We start from the raw sequence: 22,616 nt of genomic DNA, 5'->3' as shown, positions 1-22,616 counted from the left end.
TCAGTTTCCCGCGGCGCGACAGATCGCACCGAACTCATCTGCATTCAGGGAAGCTCCACCAATGAGCCCCCCATCGATATCCGGCATGCCGAACAGTTCGGCCGCATTGGCCGCCTTCACGCTGCCGCCGTATAGAAGCCGCACACCTCGTGCCACTTCAGCATTCTCTGCCGCCAACTGCGCGCGGATGGCGGCGTGCACATCCTGCGCCTGTTGCGGCGAAGCAGTCAGCCCGGTGCCAATGGCCCAGACTGGCTCGTAAGCGATGACCGCCTTGGCGAAAGCGCCAACGCCCAGGTCTTCGATGATGCTGCCCAGCTGACGCCCGACAACCTCGAGAGTCTTTCCGGCTTCGCGCTGCTCCAGGGTCTCCCCTACACACAGCACCGGAACCAGACCACAAGCCTGAGCCGCGGCAAACTTGCGGATCAGCATCTTGTCTTGCTCGCCCATGATCTGACGCCGCTCGGAATGCCCGATCAACACCAGGGAGCAACCTGCATCCACCAGCTGACTCGGCGCAATCTCGCCGGTCAATGCGCCTTGCATGGATTCCACCGCAGAATTCTGCGCGCCGACCGAAATCGACTTGCCTTTCAAGCCATCAACCACTTGGTTGATATACAAGCAAGGCGGGAATACCGCGACATCAACACCGCTTGGCAAGGCCAGATGACGAAGGCCGTTGATCAGCTCAGCGACGCTGGCGCGGGTACCGTGCATCTTCCAGTTACCAGCTACCATAGGGCGACGCATGCTGTACCTCGTCGGTCAAAGTGGGCGCAGATGTTACCCAACCGATTCATGACTGGCAAGCCGAATTCAGGCAGAAACTTCAGTAACGAGTTTTGCCAGCTCTTCGGCATAACCACGAACCTGCGCTTCATCCTCACCTTCGACCATGACACGCACCAAGGGCTCGGTACCGGACTTGCGCAGCAACACCCGCCCACGCCCAGCCATCGCCTGGGTCACACGCTCGCTGGCCTGCTTGACCGTGGCATGCTCGAGAGGGTTCGCACCGCCACCAAAACGCACATTGATCAACACCTGAGGGCATTTGCGTAATGCCTGACGCGACTGAGCCAGGCTCTCGTTGCGCGCCTTGAGTGCCATCAGCACCTGAAGCGCGGCAATGATTGCATCGCCGGTGGTGGTGTGATCGAAACATACGATGTGACCGGAGTTCTCTCCCCCGATCACCCAGCCACGCTCCAACAGCTCCGAGATGACATAACGGTCACCGACGTTAGCGCGCACAAAGGGAATGTCCATATCCGCCAGGGCCAGCTCGAGCCCGAGGTTGCTCATCAATGTGCCGACCACACCGCCCTGCAATTTGCCACGCTCATGCAGATCGCGGGCAATGATGAACAGTAACTCATCCCCATCGACGACCGTGCCAGTGTGATCCACCATCAGGACCCGATCACCGTCGCCATCGAAAGCGATCCCGAGATCGGCATGCTCGGCCAGGACAGCGGCCTGCAACGAATCGGTATGGGTGGAACCGCAGTTATGATTGATGTTCAACCCGTTAGGCTGGGCGGAAAGCACCACCACCTCGGCACCCAACTCACGAAACACGCTAGGTGCAACCTTGTAGGTAGCGCCATGGGCACAATCGACGACGATTTTCAGCCCCTCGAAGCTGGTGCCGGTCGGCACGCTGCCCTTGCAGAACTCGATGTAACGACCCGAGGCGTCGTTGATCCGCGACACTTTGCCGATCTTGCTCGACTCGACCACAGTCATCGGCGTATCCAGCAGTTCTTCGATCATCAGCTCGACTTCATCCGGCAGCTTGGTGCCCTTGCCGGAGAAAAACTTGATGCCGTTATCATCATGAGGGTTATGCGAGGCACTGATTACGATGCCGGCCTGCGCATGGAAGGTCCGCGTCAGATAGGCAATGGCCGGCGTCGGCATTGGCCCCAGCAACATCACATCGGCGCCCGCCGAGGTCAGACCGGCCTCGAGCGCCGATTCGAACATGTAGCCGGAAATTCGTGTGTCCTTGCCAACCAGCACCTTGCAGGCGCCCATCTTGCGGAATGCCATGCCGGCGGCCCAGCCGAGCTTGAGCATGAAATCGGGGGTAATAGGGTATACACCGACCCGACCACGAATACCGTCGGTGCCAAAATATTTCTTGCTCATAAGTGCTCCGTCATTCTTATTCGGCTGATTGCACCGCTGCGATCATCCGCACGATATCCATCGTTTCGGCTACATCATGCACCCGCAGCAGGCGCGCGCCTTTTGTTATCGCCAGAGCCGCAAGTGCAAGACCGCCATACAGACGCTCCCCCACCGGGCGACCCAAGGCATTGCCTATCATGCTCTTGCGCGAGACGCCGACCAATAACGGCCGCCCCAGAGCATGCAAGGCTTCCATATGCTTGAACAGGCTCAGGTTATGAGCCAGCGTCTTGGCGAAGCCGAATCCGGGATCAAGCACCACCTTCTCGGCCGGGATACCCGCCGCGACGCACATACTCAAACGCTCCGCCAGAAATTCGCCGACCTCTCGAGTCACGTCACCATAGCGAGGATCGTCCTGCATGGTTCCGGGCTCACCGAGCATATGCATCAGGCAAACCGGCAACCCGGTGGCCGCCGCGGCATCCAGAGCACCATCGCGCCGCAAGGCACGAACGTCGTTGATCAGCCCCGCCCCGAGTCGCGCACTTTCGCGCATGACCGCAGGCGTGGACGTATCGACCGAAATTATGACATCAAGTTCGCGATGTATGCGCTCGACAATCGGCGCCACTCGCTCCAGCTCTTCGAGAGGCGAAACCGGCCTCGCGCCCGGCCGGGTCGATTCGCCGCCGACATCGATCAGCGTCGCCCCAGCCGCCACCATGGCTTCGGCATGCCGCAGCGCAGCGTCGAGTTGGCTGAATCGGCCGCCGTCGGAAAAGGAATCGGGAGTGACATTGAGGATACCCATGACATGTACATGGGCCAAATCAAGAACCCGGTTGCCGCAAGGCAACCGGGTCGAGGACTGAGCAGAAGTCATTTCAAACCTTAGACGTCAGCAGCCGGACCACCGATCGGTGTTTCCGGGCGTTCGCCCTGCACCGCTGGAGGGGTACCCGAAGTCCCCGTACCACCCGACCAGTCGCGGGGTTCACGAGGCGGACGCCCCGCCATGATGTCGTCGATCTGCTCGGCGTCGATGGTTTCATACTTCATCAGGGCATCGGCCATGGCGTCGAGCTTGTCACGGTTGTCCGTGAGGATCTGCTTGGCGGTACCGTAGCACTGGTCAATGATGCTGCGTACTTCGGAGTCGATCAGCTTGGCGGTCTCACCGGAAAAGCTGGCATGTTGGCCGGTGCCGCCACGCCCCAGGAACACCTCGCCCTCTTCCTCCGCATACATGAGAGGACCAAGCTTTTCTGACAACCCCCACTTGGTGACCATGTTCCGGGCAATCTGACTGGCACGCATGATGTCGTTGGATGCGCCAGTGGTCACGCCATCGAAGCCCAGGGTCATTTCTTCAGCGATACGACCGCCGTACAGAGAACAGATCTGACTGATCAAGGCGCGCTTGGACAAGCTGTAACGATCCTCTTCCGGCAGGAACATCGTTACCCCCAGCGCACGACCACGCGGAATAATCGAAACCTTATAGACCGGATCGTGCTCAGGCACCATGCGACCGACGATCGCGTGACCCGCTTCGTGGTAGGCCGTGTTCTGCTTTTCCTTCTCCGACATGACCATGGTCTTGCGCTCGGCACCCATCATGATCTTGTCTTTGGCCAGCTCGAACTCTTTCATCTCCACGATGCGCTTGCCGGAACGGGCAGCGAACAGCGACGCCTCATTCACCAGGTTAGCCAGGTCCGCACCGGAGAAGCCCGGCGTACCACGGGCAATGACCGCAGGAGCGACGTCGTCGCCCATCGGCACCTTGCGCATGTGGACCTTGAGGATCTGCTCCCGGCCACGGATATCCGGCAGCCCCACCACCACCTGGCGGTCGAAGCGGCCTGGACGCAGCAACGCAGGGTCGAGCACATCCGGACGGTTGGTCGCGGCAATCACGATGATGCCGTCATTCATCTCGAAGCCATCCATCTCGACCAGCAATTGGTTGAGGGTCTGCTCGCGCTCATCGTGACCACCGCCCATGCCGGCGCCACGGTGGCGACCGACGGCGTCGATTTCATCGATGAAGATGATGCATGGCGCGTGCTTCTTGGCCTGCTCGAACATGTCGCGCACACGACTGGCGCCGACACCCACGAACATTTCGACGAAATCGGAACCGGAAATCGTGAAGAAAGGCACCTTGGCTTCGCCGGCAATCGCCTTCGCCAGCAGGGTTTTACCGGTACCGGGCGGGCCGACCATCAGCACGCCGCGAGGGATGCGGCCACCCAGGCGCTGGAACTTGCCCGGATCACGGAGAAACTCCACCAGCTCGCCGACTTCTTCCTTGGCTTCGTCACAACCGGCGACGTCAGCCAGCGTGGTCTTGACCTGGTCTTCGGAGAGCAGCCGGGCCTTGCTCTTGCCAAAGCTCATCGGCCCGCCCTTGCCACCGGCGCCCCCCTGCATCTGGCGCATGAAGAACATGAACACCGCGATGATCACGAGGATCGGGAAGCTGGCTACCAGGAGCTGAGTCCAGATGCTTTGCTGCTCAGGCTGCTTGCCTTCGATTACGACATGGTTGTCGACCAGGTCGCCGATCAGGCCATTGTCCTGGATGGCCGGACGAATGGTCTTGAAGCTGTCGCCATCGGTACGTTTGCCGGTAATCACATAGCCATCGACGGCAACGCGCTCGACCTTGCCATCCTTGACCTGCTGAATGAAGTCGGAATAGTTGAGGGTCTGCGGCTCGTTAGGGCTGGAGAAGTTGTTCATCACCGTCACAAGGACAGCGGCGATGATCAACCACAGGATCAGATTCTTTGCCATGTCGTTCAATTAACTACCCTCTGAAGCTGGCTCCGCTGACGGCGCGCGCCTCGCATGATATTCACCGGCCTAACTTACTACATTACCTACGACCCTGGCAGGCGCCGTCTGTAACCCTTTGTGAAACTTTCGACCGCTCAATTTTCGTTACGCGGCTTTTGCAATGCGAAATAAAAAAAACTATCGGCCCTGTCAAAGGCGCTCATCGCTGGCCGAACCCTCGATTCCACGGAAGCCTCGGGCCAACAGGTACTGCTCGCGAGAGCGGTCACGGGACGACAATGGCTTGCGCATCTGCACCTTGTCGAACAATTTGCGGATGCCCTTGTGGTATTCGTCGAAGCCCTCCCCCTGGAAGACCTTGATCAGAAAATCACCGCCTGGACGCAGAACCCGCCCTGCAAGATCCAGGGCCAGCTCGCTGAGAAACATTGCACGGGGCATGTCGACAGCCGCCAATCCACTCATATTGGGGGCCATATCAGAAATCACAAGGTCTACCTGCGTATTTCCGACGGCCTCCAGGATTTTCGCCAGCACGGCATCTTCCGTGAAATCGCCTTGAATGAAGGTCACATCGGGGATGCTGTCCATTTCCAGGATGTCGGAGGCAATCAAACGTCCTTGACCGCCAATCAGACGACTGGTCACCTGGGACCATCCACCCGGCGCAGCGCCGAGGTCGATCACGGTCATCCCTGGACGGATGAGCCGATCCTTTTCCTGGATCTCCAGCAGTTTGTAGCTGGCACGCGAGCGATAGCCATCCTTCTGCGCCATTTTGACGTACGGATCGTTGAAATGCTCTTTGAGCCAGTTCTGGCTAGTCTTGGAACGGGCCACAGGCCACCTCTGAATAAAACGGGTCGTGATTAAGTGGGCGGTCCCGGACTCGCTCGGGTAAACTGGCCGCCGCTTTTTTTACAAGATCAGACGCAGGGGTCAGATTATGCCGCTCACTCAAGAGCAGAAGAAACAATACAAATCCATTGGCCACCATCTGAAACCGGTTTTGACTGTGGCTGACAACGGTTTGACTGAAGGTGTACTGGCCGAGCTGGAACGCGCCCTGAGCGATCATGAGCTGATCAAGATCAAGCTCAACATCCTCGACCGCGAAGCCCGCCTGGCCACCATTGCTGAACTGTGCAAGACCGGCAAGGCCGACCTGGTGCAGGTCATCGGCAAGATGGCGTTGATTTATCGCAAGAATTTCAGCGTCAACAAGCAACTGTCGAACGTTCACCGCTTCAAGTGATGCCAAAAGCTCAAGGGTGTGCTTCGCGCACCCTGCCGCTCCATCCTGGCACCGGCTGCAACACCAGCACCAACCCGGAAAAACCCAGCACCAGGTAACTGAATACCTGCCACTGGCTCGCATCCGGCCAGCCGAGACGCACCGCAAAGTACATCCCGCACGCGTACAACGACATGAGCAACAATTGCCCACGCATGTCGCGCCACAGGCTGCCCAGGCCTTCGACCTGAACCAGCACCAACGCCTGAAACACCACACACACTGCCGAAAAAATGACCAGCAGAACCGTCAGCATGCCGGCGATTTCATCGATCAGCAGCGGTGCCAGGCCAATTCGCCCCAGCACCGGCAACATACCGATGTGCAGCAGCCAGAGGCCACCCACCCACAGCATCTGGGTGAGTTGCCAGAGCATGGCGCCAGCTCGCAGGAGGCGCCTTCGGTCAGATGTGACGGACTTCGACAATCTCATACTCGATGACGCCACCCGGCGTCTTCACCGACACCACATCCCCCTCTTCCTTGGCGATCAAGGCGCGAGCGATAGGCGAGCCGACGGATATCTTGCCAAGCTTGATGTCCGCTTCGTCTTCGCCAACGATCTGGTAAGTCACGCTTTCATCCGTCTCGACGTTGGCGATTTCCACGGTAGTGCCGAAAATCACCTTGCCGGTATGAGGAATCGTCGTGACATCGATGATCACGGCATTCTGCATGCGGCCTTCGATATCCCGGATGCGCGCCTCGACCATGCCCTGCTCTTCACGGGCGGCATGGTACTCGGCGTTTTCCTTGAGATCGCCCAATTCGCGGGCTTCACCGATCGCCTGGCTCAAGCGCGGACGCTCGACCTTGGTCAGGTGCGCCAGCTCTTCTTCCAGGGCGCGAGCGCCCTGAACAGTCATGGGGTACTTGGTTATGCTCATGCCTTCAATCCTGCGTGTAAATCCTGCAAGCGACGCACGGTCTTCTCGGGACCGAACTTGAGCGCTTCGCAGATCGCTTCGCCGGCAGCAATGGTCGTGGTGCAGTAGATCTTGTGCTGCAGCGCGTTGCGACGAATGGAGTAGGAATCAGCGATCGACTGGCGACCCTCGGTGGTATTGATGATCAGCGTGACTTCGTCATTCTTGATCATGTCGACCACATGTGGACGCCCCTCGGTCACCTTGTTCACGCGGCGCACCTTCAGGCCTGCCGCTTCGATCAGCCTGGCGGTCCCGGCGGTAGCAACCACTTCGAAGCCCAAGTTGATCAGATCACGGGCCACGCCTGCAACCAGAGGTTTGTCGTCATCACGCACGCTGATGAAGGCCGTGCCGCCGGTCGGCAGGACTTCGCTGGCGCCCATCTGGGCTTTGGCGAAGGCTTCGCCGAAGGTGTCGCCCACACCCATCACTTCGCCGGTGGACTTCATTTCCGGGCCGAGGATCGGGTCGACACCCGGGAACTTGGCGAACGGGAACACCGCTTCTTTCACGCTGTAGAAGTTCGGAATGATTTCCTTGGTAAAGCCCAGCTCTTTAAGGGTCTTGCCCGCCATGACGCGCGCAGCGATCATCGCCAGGGAGACGCCGATGCACTTGGACACGAACGGCACGGTCCGGGAAGCGCGCGGGTTGACCTCGATGACGTAGATGTCCTCGCCCTGCAGGGCCAGCTGTACGTTCATCAGACCGACCACGCCCAGTTCCAGGGCCATTTTCTTGACCTGCTCGCGCATTTCGTCCTGCAGGTGAGCCGGCAACGAATATGGCGGCAGCGAACAGGCCGAGTCACCGGAGTGAACGCCCGCCTGCTCGATGTGCTGCATGATCGCGCCGATCACCACGTCGGTGCCATCGCTGACCGCATCCACGTCCATTTCAATGGCACAGTTGAGGAAGTGATCCAGCAGCACAGGACTGTCGTTGGACACCTGGACCGCTTCGCGCAGGTAGCGCTTGAGCTCTTCTTCCTTGTAGACGATTTCCATCGCCCGGCCGCCCAATACATAGGATGGGCGCACCACCAGTGGATAACCGATCCTGGCCGCAGCCTTGACCGCTTCGTCTTCGCTGCGCACGGTGGCGTTAGGCGGCTGACGCAGGTTCAGGCGCTCGACCATTTGCTGGAAGCGCTCACGGTCTTCGGCGCGGTCGATCGCATCCGGGCTGGTACCGATGATCGGTACGCCAGCGGCTTCCAGGGCGCGAGCCAGTTTCAGAGGTGTCTGGCCGCCGTACTGGACGATCACGCCCTTGGGCTTCTCGACACGGACGATTTCCAGCACGTCTTCCAGGGTGACCGGTTCGAAGTACAGGCGGTCGGACGTGTCATAGTCGGTGGACACGGTTTCCGGGTTGCAGTTGACCATGATGGTCTCGTACCCGTCGTCACGCAGGGCCAGCGCGGCGTGTACACAGCAGTAGTCGAACTCGATGCCCTGGCCGATCCGGTTAGGACCGCCACCCAGGATCATGATCTTGTCACGGGTCGATGGCGCGGCTTCGCACTCTTGCTCATACGTGGAGTACAGGTAGGCGGTGTCGGTGGCGAATTCGGCGGCGCAAGTGTCGACGCGCTTGTAGACCGGGAACACTTCCAGCTTGTGGCGATGGGCTCGCAGGCTCTTCTCGGTCACACCCAGCAGCTTGGCCAGGCGCTGGTCGGAGAACCCCTTGCGCTTGAGGCGGAACATGGTGTCGCGGTCGATGCTGGACATGCCCAGGGTCTTGACCTTCTCTTCTTCCTTGACCAGATCTTCGATCTGCACCAGGAACCAAGGGTCGATCATGTTCATGCCGAAGATCTGCTCGACGGTCATGCCGGCACGGAACGCATCCGCCACGTACCAGATACGCTCGGCACCCGGCACGGTCAGCTCGCGCTTGAGCTCGCTCATGCTTTCCGGGCTGCTCAGGTCCAGTTTCGGATCGAGGCCGCAAACGCCCACTTCCAGGCCGCGGAGGGCCTTCTGCAGGGACTCCTGGAAGGTCCGGCCGATGGCCATGACTTCACCGACCGACTTCATCTGAGTGGTCAGACGAGCGTCGGCCTTGGCGAATTTTTCGAAGGCAAAACGCGGCAACTTGGTGACGACGTAGTCGATGGACGGTTCGAAGGACGCCGGGGTCTTGCCGCCGGTGATGTCGTTCGACAGCTCGTCCAGGGTGTAGCCCACGGCCAGCTTGGCGGCGACCTTGGCAATCGGGAAGCCGGTGGCCTTCGAGGCCAGAGCCGAGGAACGGGACACCCGCGGGTTCATCTCGATGACCACCATGCGACCGGTGTTCGGGCAGATGCCGAACTGGACGTTGGAGCCGCCGGTTTCAACACCGATCTCACGCAGCACCGCCAGGGAAGCGTTGCGCAGGATCTGGTATTCCTTGTCGGTCAGGGTCTGGGCCGGCGCGACGGTGATCGAGTCGCCGGTGTGCACGCCCATCGGGTCGAAGTTTTCGATGGAGCAGACGATGATGCAGTTGTCCTTTTTGTCGCGGACAACTTCCATTTCATACTCTTTCCAGCCGATCAGGGATTCGTCGATCAGCAGTTCCTTGGTCGGCGACAGGTCCAGACCACGGGAGCAAATTTCTTCGAACTCTTCACGGTTGTAGGCGATGCCGCCACCGGTGCCGCCCATGGTGAAGGACGGTCGGATGATGCATGGGAAGCCCAGCTTCTCGAGGACCGCGTTGGCCTCTTCCATGCTGTGGGCGATACCGGAACGCGGGCATTCAAGGCCGATGGCCTTCATGGCCTTGTCGAAACGGGAACGGTCTTCAGCCTTGTCGATGGTGTCGGCGTTGGCACCGATCATCTCGACACCGAACTTCTCCAGAACGCCTTCGCGCTCCAGGTCCAGTGCGCAGTTCAGCGCAGTCTGGCCACCCATGGTTGGCAGCAGCGCGTCCGGACGTTCCTTTTCGATGATCTTGGCAACGGTCTGCCACTTGATCGGCTCGATGTAGGTGGCGTCGGCCATGGCCGGGTCGGTCATGATCGTGGCCGGGTTGGAGTTCACCAGGATGACGCGATAACCCTCTTCGCGCAGGGCCTTACAGGCCTGGGCGCCGGAGTAGTCGAACTCGCAGGCCTGGCCGATCACGATCGGGCCAGCGCCGAGAATCAGGATGCTTTTTATGTCTGTACGTTTTGGCATGGGTTTGTCACTCAAATCCGCAGGTCAGTCGGCTAGGCCGTCGAACAATCTTTGCAGCGCCTGAGGGGGCCGCCGTACTGGGGCCGCCCTCGGGCTTACGCGGTCAGCGTCGCTTGGCCATCTCATTGATGAAGCGATCGAACAGCGGAGCCACGTCGTTCGGGCCCGGGCTCGCTTCAGGGTGGCCCTGGAAGCTGAACGCGCTCTTGTCGGTGCGCTCGATGCCTTGCAGCGTGCCGTCGAACAGCGATTTGTGAATCGCCCGCACGTTGGCCGGCAGGGTCGCTTCATCCACTGCGAAACCGTGGTTCTGGCTGGTGATCATCACGACGCCGGTGTCCAGATCCTGGACCGGGTGGTTGGCGCCATGGTGGCCGTGGCCCATCTTCAGCGTCTTGGCGCCCGAGGCCAGGGCCAGCAACTGGTGCCCGAGGCAGATGCCGAATACCGGTATCTCGGTTTCCAGCACGTCCTTGATCGCCTGGATCGCGTAGTCGCAAGGCTCCGGGTCACCCGGGCCGTTGGACAGGAACACGCCATCCGGGTTGAGAGCCAGCACATCGGCGGCCGGGGTTTGCGCCGGCACCACGGTCACGCGGCAGCCACGCTCCACCAGCATGCGCAGGATGTTCAGCTTGACGCCGTAGTCGTATGCAACCACGTGGTACGGCAGCTCGGACGCTTCGATCGTCGGATGGCTGTCGGTCTTCAGGTTCCAGACCGAGGAACGCCACTCGTACTGTTTCTTGGTGCTGACGACTTTCGCCAGGTCCATGCCTTTCAGGCCAGGGAAACCCTGGGCAGCAGCGATCGCAGCTTCTTCGGAAATGTTGTCGCCGGCCATGATGCAGCCGTTCTGCGCGCCTTTTTCCCGCAGGATACGGGTCAGGCGACGCGTGTCGATGCCAGCGATCGCCACGACATTGTTGGCTTTCAGGTAATCGGACAGGGACATCGTGTTACGCCAGTTGCTCGCTACCAGCGGCAGGTCACGGATGACCAGGCCAGCGGACCAGACGCGATCGGATTCGGCATCTTCCGGCGTGGTACCGGTGTTGCCGATGTGCGGGTAGGTCAGGGTAACGATTTGCTGGGCGTAGGAAGGATCGGTAAGAATTTCCTGATAGCCGGTCATTGCGGTGTTAAACACCACCTCACCAACGGTCTGACCGTCGGCTCCAATGGCTTCGCCGCGAAAAATGCTGCCATCAGCAAGGGCGAGTATGGCTGGCTTAGTCAAGAAGACCTCCCGTAAATAAAGCCTGAAAGGGCGATCGCAGGTTGTAAAAAAGCGGAGTGACGTATGGACACGTCACCCCGCTTCTTTCACTGAATTATTCTGCGCGCTTTTAGTGGACACACTAAAGCTGTAGCTTACAGAAAAAGGCTTTTTTGGTCCACCGCTAATGAGCCTAAAAGGCTGGGGAATGCGACAGGCCGTCGCGAGGCGGTGTAAAACGGGGCGCAGTATAACCCGAACCCCGTATTCAATGATCAACGCAGGTCGAGAACGTCCTGCATGTCGTACAGCCCCGGCTCGCGACCGTCCAGCCACAGCGCGGCGCGCACGGCGCCCTTGGCGAAGGTCATGCGGCTGGACGCCTTGTGGGTGATCTCCAGTCGCTCGCCTTCGGTGGCGAACAGCACCGTATGATCCCCCACCACATCACCGCCCCGCACGGTAGCGAAACCGATGGTATCCCGCTCACGGGCACCGGTATGCCCCTGACGCCCATACACCGCCACCTCTTGCAGATCACGTCCCAGCGCATCGGCAATCACTTCGCCCATGCGCAAGGCAGTGCCTGAAGGCGCGTCGATCTTATGGCGGTGATGCGCTTCGATGATTTCGATGTCCGCGTCATCCCCCAGGACCCGGGCCGTCAGATCCAGCAATTTCAGCGACAGGTTCACACCCACGCTGAAGTTCGCCGCGAACACGATCGGAATCTCCTTGCCGGCGTCGGCCAGCAATTGCTTCTGCGCAGCATCCAGTCCTGTCGTGCCGATGACCATGGCCTTGCCGTTCTTGCGGCAGATGGCGAGGTTTTTCAGCATCACCTCCGGCAGGGTGAAGTCGATGAGCACATCGAATTCGTCCAACACCTTTTCCAGCCCACCGGACATCGGAACACCGATACGCCCCAGCGAAGCCAGCTCACCAGCATCGGCGCCGACCAGGGTGCTGTCGGGCCGAACGATGGCCGCGGTCAGCCCCGAGAGCGGCGAGCGCTGCTGCACCGCCTCGACCAGCACTTTGCCCATGCGCCCTGCAGCGCCCATCACAGCTATACGTCGCATGCGACCTCCTTACAGATCGCCGAAGAAGCGCTTCACGCCTTCGAACCAACCGGTGGTTTTCGGGGAGTGGCTGTTATCACCCTCCAGCGAACTGCGGAACTCTTCCAGCAACTCACGCTGGCGCCGACTCAGGTTGACCGGTGTCTCTACCGCAACGCGGCACATCAGGTCACCGGCACCGCCGCCACGAACCGGCGCAACGCCTTTGCCGCGAATGCGGAACTGCTTGCCGGTCTGCGTACCCTCAGGAATCTTCAGCTTGACGCGACCATCGAGGGTCGGGATCTCAAGCTCGCCACCCAAGGCCGCATCGACAAAGCTGATCGGCACTTCGCAGAACAGATGCTTGCCATCGCGCTGGAAGATCGCGTGCTCGCGCACGTTGATCACTACATACAGATCGCCGGTCGGACCGCCCTGCGCACCCGCCTCACCCTCGCCGGACAGGCGAATACGGTCACCGGTATCGACACCGGCCGGCACCTTGACCGACAACGTCTTGTACTCTTCGACGCGCCCTTCACCGTGGCAGGAATCGCACGGATCGGAAATGATCTTGCCCTGGCCATGGCAACGCGGGCAGGTCTGCTGCACCGAAAAGAAGCCCTGCTGCATGCGAACCTGGCCAATACCACCGCAAGTCGGGCAGGTGACCGGGGAAGACCCCTTCTTGGCACCCGAACCGTCGCAGGGTTTGCAGTTGACCAATGTCGGAACACGGATATTGACGGTGGTACCGCGCACCGCTTCTTCCAGGTTCAGCTCCAGCGTGTAGCGCAAGTCGCTGCCACGCTGCGCGCCGCCCCGGGCGCCACCGCGACCGCCGCCGAAGAAATCGCTGAACACATCACCGAAGATATCGGAGAAGTTCTGGCCGCCGAAACCAGCACCGCCACCCCCCATGCTCGGGTCGACGCCCGCATGACCGTACTGGTCGTAAGCCGCGCGCTTGCTGGAGTCCGACAATACCTCGTAAGCCTCATTGGCTTCCTTGAACAGCTCTTCCGACGCTTTATCGCCAGGGTTACGGTCCGGGTGGTGCTTCATCGCCAGACGGCGATAGGCCTTTTTCAGCTCTGCCTCGCTGGCCCCCCGCTCAACACCCAATACTTCGTAGAAATCACGCTTTGCCATTAGTCTTCGCACTCTTATAGGACGTCCGGCGCAACTCTCCTGAGCTTCGCCAAACTCGCTGAGCCCCCATGCAGGCCCGGACCCAGCTCACGTCGAAACGATCCTGGTCTTAAATCTTTCAGCCAGGGATCCGGCCAAAATGCGGCCTTTCGCCGACCGGAAAGCAGGAGCATTCCCGATCAGGCCGCCAGCACCCGAACGCTGTCGCATGCTGTAAAAATTCGTTGTCTCCAGACACGCCAACGCGGGAGCAAGCTCCCGCGCGGCGACATCCTACCAGCCACCGCACAAATGCAGTCAACCGGCCGACCAACAAGCGATTACTTGTTTTCTTTCACTTCTTCGAACTCAGCGTCGACGACGTCGTCAGCCTTGCCTGCCGACTCGCCTTGCTGTGCAGCACCTTCAGCCGGCTGAGCCTGCTCGGCGTACATCTTCTGAGCCACTGGCGCGGAGACTTTGGACAGCTCTTCGATCTTCGCTTCGATGGCAGCCTTGTCGTCGCCCTTGACGGCGGCTTCCAGGGCAACCACGGCTGCTTCGATCGCAGTCTTCTCTTCAGCAGTCACTTTCTCGCCAGCATCGGCAATCATCTTGCGAGTCGAGTGCACCAGGGCATCACCCTGGTTGCGGGCGCTGGCCAGCTCTTCGAACTTGCGATCTTCCTCGGCGTTGACTTCAGCATCGCGAACCATCTGCTGAATTTCTTCCTCGGACAGACCGGAGTTGGCCTTGATCACGATCGACTGGGTCTTGCCAGTGGCCTTGTCTTTCGCGCCGACGTGCAGGATGCCGTTGGCGTCGATGTCGAAGGTCACTTCGATTTGCGGCACGCCACGTGGAGCCGGTGGAATCTCGGCCAGGTCGAACTTGCCCAGGGACTTGTTCTGTGCGGCCTGCTTGCGCTCGCCCTGCAGCACGTGAATGGTCACGGCGCTCTGGTTGTCATCGGCAGTCGAGAACACCTGGGATTTCTTGGTAGGAATCGTGGTGTTTTTCTCGATCAGCGCGGTCATCACGCCGCCCATGGTTTCGATACCCAGGGTCAGCGGGCTGACGTCGAGCAGCAGAACGTCTTTCACGTCACCGGCCAGTACGGCGCCCTGAATGGCAGCACCCATGGCAACGGCTTCGTCCGGGTTCACGTCCTTGCGTGGCTCTTTGCCGAAGAAATCGGTCACCAGCTTCTGAACCAGCGGCATACGCGTCTGGCCACCGACCAGGATTACGTCGTTGATCGCGCCAACGTCGATACCGGCGTCCTTCATAGCGATGCGGCAAGGCTCGATGGTGCGTTGAACCAGGTCTTCCACCAGCGCTTCGAGTTTGGCGCGAGAGATCTTCACGTTCAGGTGCTTAGGACCGGTAGCATCTGCAGTGATGTACGGCAGGTTCACGTCGGTCGACTGGCTCGAAGACAGCTCGATCTTGGCTTTCTCGGCGGCTTCTTTCAGGCGCTGCATCGCCAGCGGGTCGCCCTTGAGGTTCATGCCGGTTTCTTTCTTGAACTCGTCGACGAGGTAGTCGATCAAGCGGATGTCGAAGTCTTCACCGCCGAGGAAGGTGTCGCCGTTGGTGGCCAACACTTCGAACTGGTGCTCGCCATCGACTTCAGCGATCTCGATAACGGAAACGTCGAAGGTACCGCCACCCAGGTCATAAACGATCACGGTATGATCGCCCTTGGCCTTGTCCATACCGTAGGCCAGAGCCGCAGCGGTCGGTTCGTTGATGATACGTTTTACGTCCAGGCCCGCGATGCGGCCGGCGTCCTTGGTGGCCTGACGCTGGCTGTCGTTGAAGTAGGCAGGAACGGTGATGACCGCTTCGGTCACGGACTCGCCGAGGTAGTCTTCGGCGGTTTTCTTCATCTTCTTCAGAATTTCGGCCGAGATCTGAGGTGGAGCCATCTTCTGGCTGTTCACTTCAACCCAGGCGTCGCCGTTATCAGCCTTGGCGATCTTGTAAGGCACCATCTTGATGTCTTTCTGAACGACTTCTTCGTCGAACTTGCGACCGATCAGACGCTTCACCGCGTACAGGGTGTTATGCGGATTGGTCACTGCCTGACGCTTGGCCGACTGGCCGACCAGGATTTCGCCATCGTTGGCGTACGCAATGATCGACGGCGTGGTGCGCGCGCCTTCAGCGTTTTCAATCACTTTGGCCTTGCCGTTTTCCAGCACGGAGACGCACGAGTTGGTGGTCCCCAGGTCGATACCGATAATCTTGCCCATGTTAACTCTCCCGGAACTTGGATTTTGTTGCCGCAGCAGTGGTGGCTAACTGCGGTAGCACTTAAACGCTTGACTTCTAGATGGGGCCGCTGCGCCCGATTTCAAGCCTGCTCGTCGATAGAAGGTGAAACCGGCGCTGGCGCCTTGCTGACCACAACCATGGCCGGGCGTAGCAAGCGGCCGTTGAGCAGGTATCCTTTCTGGAAAACCTTCAGAACACTGTTTGGCTCGACGTCGGCGCTTTCCTGCATCGCCATGGCCTGATGATGCTCGGCGTTGAAGGGTTCGCCATGGGGATCGATGGCTTCGAGCTGATAACGCTTGAGGGTGTCCTGGAACATCTTCAGGGTCAGTTCAATACCTTCGCGCATCGGACGAATGTTCTCGTCGTCCGGGCTGGACAGTTCCAGACCGCGCTCCAGGCTATCGATGATCGGCAGCAGGTCGCCGGCAAAACGCTCCAGGGCGAATTTGTGAGCCTTTTCTACATCCTGCTCGGCGCGGCGGCGGACGTTCTGCAGGTCGGCCGCGACACGCAACGCCTGATCCTGCGCACCCGCCAGTTGCTCCTCGAGCACCTGCACACGAGCCGCCAGGCCTTCGCTCGAATCCTGGGAAGCCTGATCGGTATCTAGATTTTGCGTATCCGGTGTCTGTTCGTCAGCCATAGATTTCTCCTTTCAATTTCGTCCGCGAGCTCGACTCGCGCTTCTGCCCCGTATATGGGGTCGGGTTTTTCAGCTTCAAGGGCCGCCAAACGAATTAACCCTACAAAAAACATTTGCTTATTTATTACTCAAAAGCATCAAAAAGCCTCGTGCTCCAAGCGAATCGAGCTAAGGCAAGGCATTGTCAGCTCAAAACAAAACACTGTATAAATAACCAGACCTGAAACCTGGGAGCGGCCTTATGCTGGTTCACCTGTCCGTACACAATTACGCCATCGTGGAACACCTCGACCTTGAACTCGATCGAGGCATGAGCGTGATCACCGGTGAAACCGGTGCCGGCAAGTCGATCATGCTCGACGCCCTGGGCCTGACGCTGGGCGATCGCGCCGACAGTGGCGTCGTGCGCCCCGGCGCGGACAAGGCCGACATCCTGGCGACCTTCGACCTGGGCGATATTCCCGAAGCCAGCGCCTGGCTGGCCGAGCGCGATCTGGATACCGACGGCCTGTGCATCCTGCGCCGGGTCATCACGGCAGAAGGTCGCTCCCGTGGCTACATCAATGGCACCCCCTGCCCGCTGGGCGATCTCAAGGCCCTTGGCGAGTTGCTGATCGACATCCACAGCCAGCATGAACATCAGTCCCTGCTCAAGACCGATACCCATCGCCGCCTGCTCGATGAATATGCCGGCGCCACCGACCTGGCGCGCCAGGTCCAACTGGCCGCCCAGCGCTGGCGCCAGACCCGGCAGGAACTGGACCGGCTCTCCAACTCCGGTGATGAACAACGGGCTCGCCATCAATTGTTGAGCTATCAGCTCGAGGAACTGGAAAACCTCGCGCTGGGTGAGAACGAGCTGGAGGAACTGGAGCAGGAGCACAAGAACCTGACCAACGCCGAAACCCTCCTGGGTATCTGCCGGCAAGTGGTCGAGCAATGCAGCGAGAGCGACTCAGGCAACGTGCTAAGCGCGCTGACCGCAAGCCTTAACCGGCTTACCAGCGTGAACAACTCCGTCGGCTCCCTGAGCGAGGCGACCAATCTGCTGACCAGTGCGCAGATCCAGGTCGAAGAAGCCGTCGGGGAATTGAACCGGTTCATCGATCACTTCGATGCTGACCCGGCGCGCCTGCAATATCTGGAAGAACGCCTGGACACTATTTATACGCTGGCTCGTAAACATCGCGTCCAGCCAACCGACGTTATCGAGCTGCAACAACGCCTCCTGGAAGAACTGGAAACCCTGAACGCCAACGATGAATCCATCGAGCGTCTGGGCGACGAACTGGCCTCCTATGCCCGTCATTACCAGGAAAAGGCCAGCGAACTCAGCGCACTACGCCGTCAAGCCGCGACAGGGCTGGCCAGTGCCGTGGAGCAGGAAATCCAGCGTCTGGGCATGCCGGGCGGTCGCTTTACCATCGAACTACGCCCGAACACTGGCGACGAACTGCAGCCCAACGGATTGGAACAGGTCGAGCTGCTGGTCAGCGCCAACCCCGGGCAACCACTCAAGGCGCTGGCAAAAGTCGCGTCCGGTGGTGAGTTGTCGCGGATCAGCCTGGCTATCCAGGTCATTACGGCGCAAACCTCACGGGTGCCGACCCTGGTATTCGACGAAGTGGATGTGGGCATTGGTGGGCCAACGGCAGAAATCGTCGGCCAACTGCTGCGTCGGCTCGGAGAGCGCGGGCAAGTCCTGACGGTCACGCACCTGCCCCAGGTCGCGGCACAGGGACACCAGCACCTGTTTGTGCACAAGGTACGGGGCGAGAAAGACACCCGCACGGCGGTATCCAGGCTCGACAAGACAGAACGCGTGGAAGAGGTAGCACGGATGCTGGGGGGGATCGACCTCACCAAGGAATCCCTGGCCCATGCGAAGAAAATGGTGGTCGCGGCAAAATCCTGAGAAACAGCGATAAAAAGAAGGCGACCTCTAGGTCGCCTTCTTTATTTACGTCGCAAACTTACTTTTTCTTGCGCACATGCAGGACAAGATGGTGATCGATCAGCTCGAAACCATATTCCTCGGCAATTGCTTTTTGCAGCTTCTCAATTTCAGGACTGACGAATTCGATGACTTCACGGGTTTCCACGTTCACCATGTGATCGTGATGTTCCCCGTCCGCCAGCTCAAACACCGCATGACCGCCATCGAAATTATGACGAGCCACCAGCCCGGCAGCTTCGAATTGAGTCAATACACGGTAAACCGTGGCCAGACCGACGTCCTCACCCGCTTCCATAAGGGCCTTGTAGACGTCTTCGGCACTCATGTGCCGCTGCTCTGCGGAATCGAGCATTTGCAGAATCTTGACCCGTGGCAGTGTCACCTTGAGGCCGGCTTTGCGTAGTTCGCTATTTTCAACCATGGTCAGCTTTCTCGCGATGCTGCTTCGCAGCTTCTCTTAATGCGGGTATGATCGGGGTTTACGTTGTCCCAGCCAAGATAGTGGAAGTCGCCCACCGATGCAAAACACCAAGCTCTTGCTAACCAGTTTCACCTTCGTGGGACTGCTCGCACTCGCCGGTTGTTCATTCCCCGGGGTTTACAAAATCGACATCCAGCAGGGCAATGTCGTCACGCAGGACATGATAGACCAGTTACGCCCGGGAATGACCCGTCGGCAAGTACGGTTTATCATGGGCAACCCTTTGCTGACCGACACGTTCCACGCCGATCGCTGGGATTATCTCTATAGCTTGCAGCCAGGTGGCGGCGAGCGCCAACAGGAACGCATCAGCGTTATCTTCAACGCCAATGACCAACTTGTCAGCCTGTCGGGCGATTTCATGCCTGGCGTGAGCCGCGACGAAGCCATCATGGGCCAGGACAGCGGCACCACCATCACCGATCCGACCAAGAACGCCGAACAGCCGAAACCGGAAAAACCGGCCAAGCCTGGGTCGTTGCTGGATCAGATCCAGAAGGACGTGGACAGCGTCGAGACCGTACCTGTCCCGACACCCGAGCCTCTGGATACCTCGCCGCAATAAGCTGCATCCAATAAAAAACCCGGCGCGCCGGGTTTTTTATTACCTGCGAAACAGGCTTGACGCTTACTTGGACTGACGCGCCTGGGCAGCCTTGGCAGCCCGCAGACGACGGATCTCTTTAGGGTCCGCCAGCAGCGGGCGATAGATTTCAAGCCTATCCCCTGCCTGCACCACCTGGCGCTCCGGATCGGCAACCACTTTGCCGAAAATCCCTACCGGACAAGTCGCCAAGTCCAACCCGGCCACCACCTGCGCAAGGCCGGATACGCCCAGCGCGGCGCGAACCGTCGTTCCTTCCTGCACGGCAAACGCCCGCAGGATCTGCCGTTCAGCAGTGGCATACACCACTTCTATCTCGATCAACGCTTGAGCTCTGCGTTCTGCTTGGCACGCTGGCAGAACGCGTCGACCAGGGTGTTGGCCGCCTGATTGAACAACGGCCCCAGCGTGGCCCGCACCAGGGGCCCCGCATAGTCGAACGAGAGATCCAGGCTGATCTTGCAGGCCTTCTCACCCAACGGCTTGAACACCCAGATCCCATGAAGCTGATTGAAAGGCCCTTCTTCCAGGTTCATTTCAATGGACTGCCCCGGCACCAGGGTATTGCGTGTGACGAAATGCTGGCTCAGCCCACCCTTGGCGACATTGAGGCTGGCGCGCATATGGGTTTCGGAGCTCTCAAGCACCTCGGCCGATGAGCACCAGGGCAGGAACTGCGGGTAGCTCGCCACATCATTGACCAAGTCGTACAGCGCCTGCGCCGGGTAGGGCAACAAGGCCGAGCGTTGAATATGTGTCGTCATGTAAGCGTCACTTCCACAGCTGGGCGGCAAACACTACGAGGATGCCGATGGGGGCCACGTAGCGCATCAGGAACAGGCTCAAGGCGAACAGCATCGGGCTGCGCAGCGACAGCTCATCGCGCACGGCATCACGCCCCATGATCCACCCTGCAAACACCACGAAACACAAACCGCCCAGTGGCAGCATGATCCGTGATGTGAAGAAATCAATCACGCCGAAGAAGTCCAGCCCTCCGGTTGCTCCCCATTGGTAGAGATGGAACAGCCCGTCTTCGTTCACGAAAAACTTCGCCTGCTTCCATATATTGAAGGAAAACACCGTGCCCAGGCCAACGAACCAGCAGGTGAAGGCCAGCCAGAATGTCACCCAGGCGCGACTGATCCGGGTTCGCTCGACCAGGTAAGCCACCATGGGTTCCAGCAGGGAAATCGCCGAACTCCAGGCTGCGATGGCGACCAGGACGAAAAATATCACCCCCATCACTTGGCCGAACGCCATGCTGCCGAAGGCAAAGGGCAAGCTGACGAACATCAGCCCCGGCCCCTCGCTGGGGTTCAGGCCTGCCGCGAACACAATCGGAAACAATGCCACGCCCGCCATCAACGACACGAAGGTATCCAGCAGCGCGACACCGAACACCGTCCGGGTGAGGGAGGCGTTCTTCGGCATGTAGGCACCGTAGATCATGATCGAGCCAACACCGACGCTCAGGGAGAAAAATGCATGCCCCATGGCGGGCAGCAAGCCGTCCAGAACTTTTTCCGGCTTGAAATCAAACATGAAGTGCAGGCCTTCCATGAAATGCCCGGTGGTCATGCTGTAGCCCAGCAGCACCAGGATCATCACGAACAGCAGCGGCATCATGATCCGCAGGCTGCGCTCGAGCCCCGCGACCACGCCCTTGGCAATCACGACGGCGGACAGCACCATGAAAATCGTATGCCAGAGCGTCAGCCGCCAGGGATCGGAAATCACCTTGCCAAAATAGGCACCCACCTGATCGGGCGGCACGCCCTGGAAGTCGCCGCGCCCCATATCGATGATGTAATCCAGCGACCAACCGCCGACCACGCTATAGAAAGACAGGATCAGCAGCGCCGTTATCATCCCGGCGAACGCGCCCCACGACCATTTGGTCGAGTGCCCCGCCTCCACCGCCAGCACTTTCAGGGCGTTGGCCGGGCTTTGCCGGGCGCGACGACCGATCAGGGTCTCGGCCAACATCACCGGCGCGCCGATGAGCACGATACACGCCAAAAACATCAGTACGAAGGCACCGCCACCGTAGACGCCGACCATGTAGGGGAATTTCCAGATACTACCCAGCCCCACGGCCGAACCGGTGGCAGCGAGTATGAAGACCCAGCGGCTAGCCCAACTGCCGTGGACAGAGACCTTGTCTGTCGACATCGTTATCACGCCCAAGCGTTCAAAAAAGAGGCCGCATTGTCCGGGATTCACTCAAGGTGCTCAAGCACGCTGCATCACCGTAGCCGACACGCACGCAACTGCCTATAATGCCGCCCCTATGGCTAAACAGAAGAAACACCCCACAGGGACCATCGCGCAAAATAAAAAGGCGCGACACGATTACTTCATCGAACAACGTTTCGAGGCCGGCATGGTCCTGGCCGGTTGGGAAGTAAAGAGCCTGCGCGCGGGCAAGGCACAACTGGTCGACAGCTACGTGCTGCTCAAGGACGGCGAGGCCTGGCTGCTGGGCAGTCACATCACGCCACTGACCACCGCCAGCACCCACGTCATTGCCGACCCGGTGCGCACCCGCAAGCTGCTGCTCAACAAACGCGAGCTGGAAAAGCTTTTCGCCGGCGTCCAGCAGAAGGGCTACACCTGCGTTTGCACGTCACTGTACTGGAGCAAGCACTTGATCAAGTGCGAGATTGCGCTGGGCAAGGGCAAGAAGGAATACGACAAGCGCGACACCGAGCGCGAGCGCGATGCCGGTCGTGAGTTGCAGCGTGCCGTGCGCAACAAGGGCAAGGAAGACTAGCCTTCGCGAGATTGCCTGTGGGAGCGAGCCTGCTCGCGATTGCCGTGGATCAGTAAACATTGATTTGACTGACACACCGCAATCGCGAGCAGGCTCGCTCCCACAGGTT

At 59.7% G+C, this 22,616-nt stretch carries 21 protein-coding genes; 4 read left to right on the top strand and 17 right to left on the bottom strand.

From position 1 onward, the window contains the following. From tpiA to rlmE, 5 genes are all read right to left on the bottom strand, one after another. Positions 1-756: a triose-phosphate isomerase gene (gene tpiA / locus LCU97_RS06870; RefSeq protein WP_053152134.1), complete on the bottom strand. Its 756-nt coding sequence runs from the start codon at positions 754-756 to the stop codon at positions 1-3. A 66-nt stretch (positions 757-822) separates the two neighbouring features. Continuing rightward, entirely contained in the window at positions 823-2,160 is a 1,338-nt protein-coding gene (gene glmM, locus LCU97_RS06865; RefSeq protein WP_053152132.1) for a phosphoglucosamine mutase, read from the bottom strand. A 16-nt stretch (positions 2,161-2,176) separates the two neighbouring features. Continuing rightward, entirely contained in the window at positions 2,177-3,028 is an 852-nt protein-coding gene (gene folP, locus LCU97_RS06860; protein WP_232775981.1) for a dihydropteroate synthase, read from the bottom strand. 8 nt (positions 3,029-3,036) lie between these two features. Further along, positions 3,037-4,947 (bottom strand): ATP-dependent zinc metalloprotease FtsH, encoded by a 1,911-nt coding sequence (ftsH, locus tag LCU97_RS06855; RefSeq protein ID WP_053152129.1) that lies wholly within the window; start codon positions 4,945-4,947, stop codon positions 3,037-3,039. A 192-nt stretch (positions 4,948-5,139) separates the two neighbouring features. Then, positions 5,140-5,790: a 23S rRNA (uridine(2552)-2'-O)-methyltransferase RlmE gene (gene rlmE, locus LCU97_RS06850; RefSeq protein WP_053152126.1), complete on the bottom strand. Its 651-nt coding sequence runs from the start codon at positions 5,788-5,790 to the stop codon at positions 5,140-5,142. 106 nt (positions 5,791-5,896) lie between these two features. Between rlmE and LCU97_RS06845 the strand changes: the two genes are divergently transcribed. Then, positions 5,897-6,205 carry a YhbY family RNA-binding protein gene (locus tag LCU97_RS06845; protein WP_053152124.1) on the top strand — a complete coding sequence of 103 codons (309 nt, stop codon included), beginning with the start codon at positions 5,897-5,899 and terminating at the stop codon, positions 6,203-6,205. Between the two features lie 10 nt (positions 6,206-6,215). On the opposite strand, the gene LCU97_RS06840 is transcribed toward LCU97_RS06845, so the two are convergent. The 8 genes from LCU97_RS06840 to grpE all read right to left on the bottom strand — a co-directional run bounded on the left by LCU97_RS06840 (position 6,216) and on the right by grpE (position 16,689). Further along, a complete protein-coding gene (locus tag LCU97_RS06840; RefSeq protein ID WP_053152122.1) occupies positions 6,216-6,620 on the bottom strand; it encodes a hypothetical protein in 405 nt (134 codons plus the stop codon). Between the two features lie 28 nt (positions 6,621-6,648). After that, a complete protein-coding gene (gene greA, locus LCU97_RS06835; RefSeq protein WP_053153208.1) occupies positions 6,649-7,125 on the bottom strand; it encodes a transcription elongation factor GreA in 477 nt (158 codons plus the stop codon). 2 nt (positions 7,126-7,127) lie between these two features. Continuing rightward, a complete protein-coding gene (gene carB / locus LCU97_RS06830; protein ID WP_053152120.1) occupies positions 7,128-10,349 on the bottom strand; it encodes a carbamoyl-phosphate synthase large subunit in 3,222 nt (1,073 codons plus the stop codon). Between the two features lie 103 nt (positions 10,350-10,452). Then, positions 10,453-11,589 carry a glutamine-hydrolyzing carbamoyl-phosphate synthase small subunit gene (carA, locus tag LCU97_RS06825; protein WP_053152119.1) on the bottom strand — a complete coding sequence of 379 codons (1,137 nt, stop codon included), beginning with the start codon at positions 11,587-11,589 and terminating at the stop codon, positions 10,453-10,455. A 254-nt stretch (positions 11,590-11,843) separates the two neighbouring features. Beyond that, positions 11,844-12,650 carry a 4-hydroxy-tetrahydrodipicolinate reductase gene (dapB, locus tag LCU97_RS06820; RefSeq protein ID WP_232775980.1) on the bottom strand — a complete coding sequence of 269 codons (807 nt, stop codon included), beginning with the start codon at positions 12,648-12,650 and terminating at the stop codon, positions 11,844-11,846. A 9-nt stretch (positions 12,651-12,659) separates the two neighbouring features. After that, positions 12,660-13,784 (bottom strand): molecular chaperone DnaJ, encoded by a 1,125-nt coding sequence (gene dnaJ, locus LCU97_RS06815; protein ID WP_053152115.1) that lies wholly within the window; start codon positions 13,782-13,784, stop codon positions 12,660-12,662. A gap of 320 nt (positions 13,785-14,104) precedes the next feature. After that, positions 14,105-16,021, bottom strand: a complete 1,917-nt coding sequence (dnaK, locus tag LCU97_RS06810) for a molecular chaperone DnaK (protein WP_053152113.1) — start codon at positions 16,019-16,021, stop codon at positions 14,105-14,107. Positions 16,022-16,122: 101 nt separating this feature from the next. Beyond that, entirely contained in the window at positions 16,123-16,689 is a 567-nt protein-coding gene (gene grpE, locus LCU97_RS06805) for a nucleotide exchange factor GrpE (RefSeq protein ID WP_053152111.1), read from the bottom strand. Positions 16,690-16,930: 241 nt separating this feature from the next. Between grpE and recN the strand changes: the two genes are divergently transcribed. Further along, positions 16,931-18,604, top strand: a complete 1,674-nt coding sequence (recN, locus tag LCU97_RS06800) for a DNA repair protein RecN (RefSeq protein WP_053152109.1) — start codon at positions 16,931-16,933, stop codon at positions 18,602-18,604. Positions 18,605-18,662: 58 nt separating this feature from the next. On the opposite strand, the gene fur is transcribed toward recN, so the two are convergent. Continuing rightward, on the bottom strand, positions 18,663-19,067 hold the full coding sequence (fur, locus tag LCU97_RS06795) for a ferric iron uptake transcriptional regulator (protein ID WP_042730876.1): 405 nt from the start codon (positions 19,065-19,067) through the stop codon (positions 18,663-18,665). Positions 19,068-19,164: 97 nt separating this feature from the next. Between fur and LCU97_RS06790 the strand changes: the two genes are divergently transcribed. Then, on the top strand, positions 19,165-19,692 hold the full coding sequence (locus LCU97_RS06790; protein WP_232775979.1) for an outer membrane protein assembly factor BamE: 528 nt from the start codon (positions 19,165-19,167) through the stop codon (positions 19,690-19,692). A 63-nt stretch (positions 19,693-19,755) separates the two neighbouring features. Here LCU97_RS06790 and LCU97_RS06785 read toward each other — a convergent pair whose 3' ends face one another. The 3 genes from LCU97_RS06785 to LCU97_RS06775 are packed head-to-tail and all read right to left on the bottom strand — an operon-like array spanning position 19,756 to position 21,906. Next, complete coding sequence (locus LCU97_RS06785; protein ID WP_053152105.1) at positions 19,756-20,055, bottom strand: RnfH family protein; 300 nt, start codon at positions 20,053-20,055, stop codon at positions 19,756-19,758. Continuing rightward, positions 20,052-20,495 carry a type II toxin-antitoxin system RatA family toxin gene (locus LCU97_RS06780; protein WP_041025009.1) on the bottom strand — a complete coding sequence of 148 codons (444 nt, stop codon included), beginning with the start codon at positions 20,493-20,495 and terminating at the stop codon, positions 20,052-20,054. Before LCU97_RS06780 ends, LCU97_RS06785 begins: the two co-directional genes overlap by 4 nt. A gap of 7 nt (positions 20,496-20,502) precedes the next feature. Beyond that, on the bottom strand, positions 20,503-21,906 hold the full coding sequence (locus LCU97_RS06775) for a sodium-dependent transporter (RefSeq protein ID WP_232775978.1): 1,404 nt from the start codon (positions 21,904-21,906) through the stop codon (positions 20,503-20,505). A 118-nt stretch (positions 21,907-22,024) separates the two neighbouring features. Here LCU97_RS06775 and smpB point away from each other — a divergent pair, with 118 nt between their 5' ends. Then, complete coding sequence (gene smpB / locus LCU97_RS06770) at positions 22,025-22,507, top strand: SsrA-binding protein SmpB (RefSeq protein WP_053152101.1); 483 nt, start codon at positions 22,025-22,027, stop codon at positions 22,505-22,507. The last annotated feature ends 109 nt before the right edge of the window (positions 22,508-22,616 follow it).

The sequence above is a fragment of the Pseudomonas uvaldensis genome (genome assembly GCF_021271205.1).
GTDB classification, from domain to species: domain Bacteria; phylum Pseudomonadota; class Gammaproteobacteria; order Pseudomonadales; family Pseudomonadaceae; genus Aquipseudomonas; species Aquipseudomonas uvaldensis.
Note: the sequence above shows the minus strand (reverse complement) of the source record. Positions and strands in the feature narration are given on the sequence as shown.

Excerpts from the sequence above, each read along its gene's own strand:
- tpiA (WP_053152134.1), bottom strand. The coding sequence starts at position 756 with ATGCGTCGCCCTATGGTAGCTGGTAACTGGAAGATGCACGGTACCCGC.
- glmM (WP_053152132.1), bottom strand. The coding sequence starts at position 2,160 with ATGAGCAAGAAATATTTTGGCACCGACGGTATTCGTGGTCGGGTCGGT.
- folP (WP_232775981.1), bottom strand. The coding sequence starts at position 3,028 with ATGACTTCTGCTCAGTCCTCGACCCGGTTGCCTTGCGGCAACCGGGTT.
- ftsH (WP_053152129.1), bottom strand. The coding sequence starts at position 4,947 with ATGGCAAAGAATCTGATCCTGTGGTTGATCATCGCCGCTGTCCTTGTG.
- LCU97_RS06845 (WP_053152124.1), top strand. The coding sequence starts at position 5,897 with ATGCCGCTCACTCAAGAGCAGAAGAAACAATACAAATCCATTGGCCAC.
- LCU97_RS06840 (WP_053152122.1), bottom strand. The coding sequence starts at position 6,620 with ATGCTCTGGCAACTCACCCAGATGCTGTGGGTGGGTGGCCTCTGGCTG.
- carB (WP_053152120.1), bottom strand. The coding sequence starts at position 10,349 with ATGCCAAAACGTACAGACATAAAAAGCATCCTGATTCTCGGCGCTGGC.
- dapB (WP_232775980.1), bottom strand. The coding sequence starts at position 12,650 with ATGCGACGTATAGCTGTGATGGGCGCTGCAGGGCGCATGGGCAAAGTG.
- dnaJ (WP_053152115.1), bottom strand. The coding sequence starts at position 13,784 with ATGGCAAAGCGTGATTTCTACGAAGTATTGGGTGTTGAGCGGGGGGCC.
- dnaK (WP_053152113.1), bottom strand. The coding sequence starts at position 16,021 with ATGGGCAAGATTATCGGTATCGACCTGGGGACCACCAACTCGTGCGTC.
- grpE (WP_053152111.1), bottom strand. The coding sequence starts at position 16,689 with ATGGCTGACGAACAGACACCGGATACGCAAAATCTAGATACCGATCAG.
- recN (WP_053152109.1), top strand. The coding sequence starts at position 16,931 with ATGCTGGTTCACCTGTCCGTACACAATTACGCCATCGTGGAACACCTC.
- fur (WP_042730876.1), bottom strand. The coding sequence starts at position 19,067 with ATGGTTGAAAATAGCGAACTACGCAAAGCCGGCCTCAAGGTGACACTG.
- LCU97_RS06790 (WP_232775979.1), top strand. The coding sequence starts at position 19,165 with ATGCAAAACACCAAGCTCTTGCTAACCAGTTTCACCTTCGTGGGACTG.
- LCU97_RS06780 (WP_041025009.1), bottom strand. The coding sequence starts at position 20,495 with ATGACGACACATATTCAACGCTCGGCCTTGTTGCCCTACCCGGCGCAG.
- LCU97_RS06775 (WP_232775978.1), bottom strand. The coding sequence starts at position 21,906 with ATGTCGACAGACAAGGTCTCTGTCCACGGCAGTTGGGCTAGCCGCTGG.
- smpB (WP_053152101.1), top strand. The coding sequence starts at position 22,025 with ATGGCTAAACAGAAGAAACACCCCACAGGGACCATCGCGCAAAATAAA.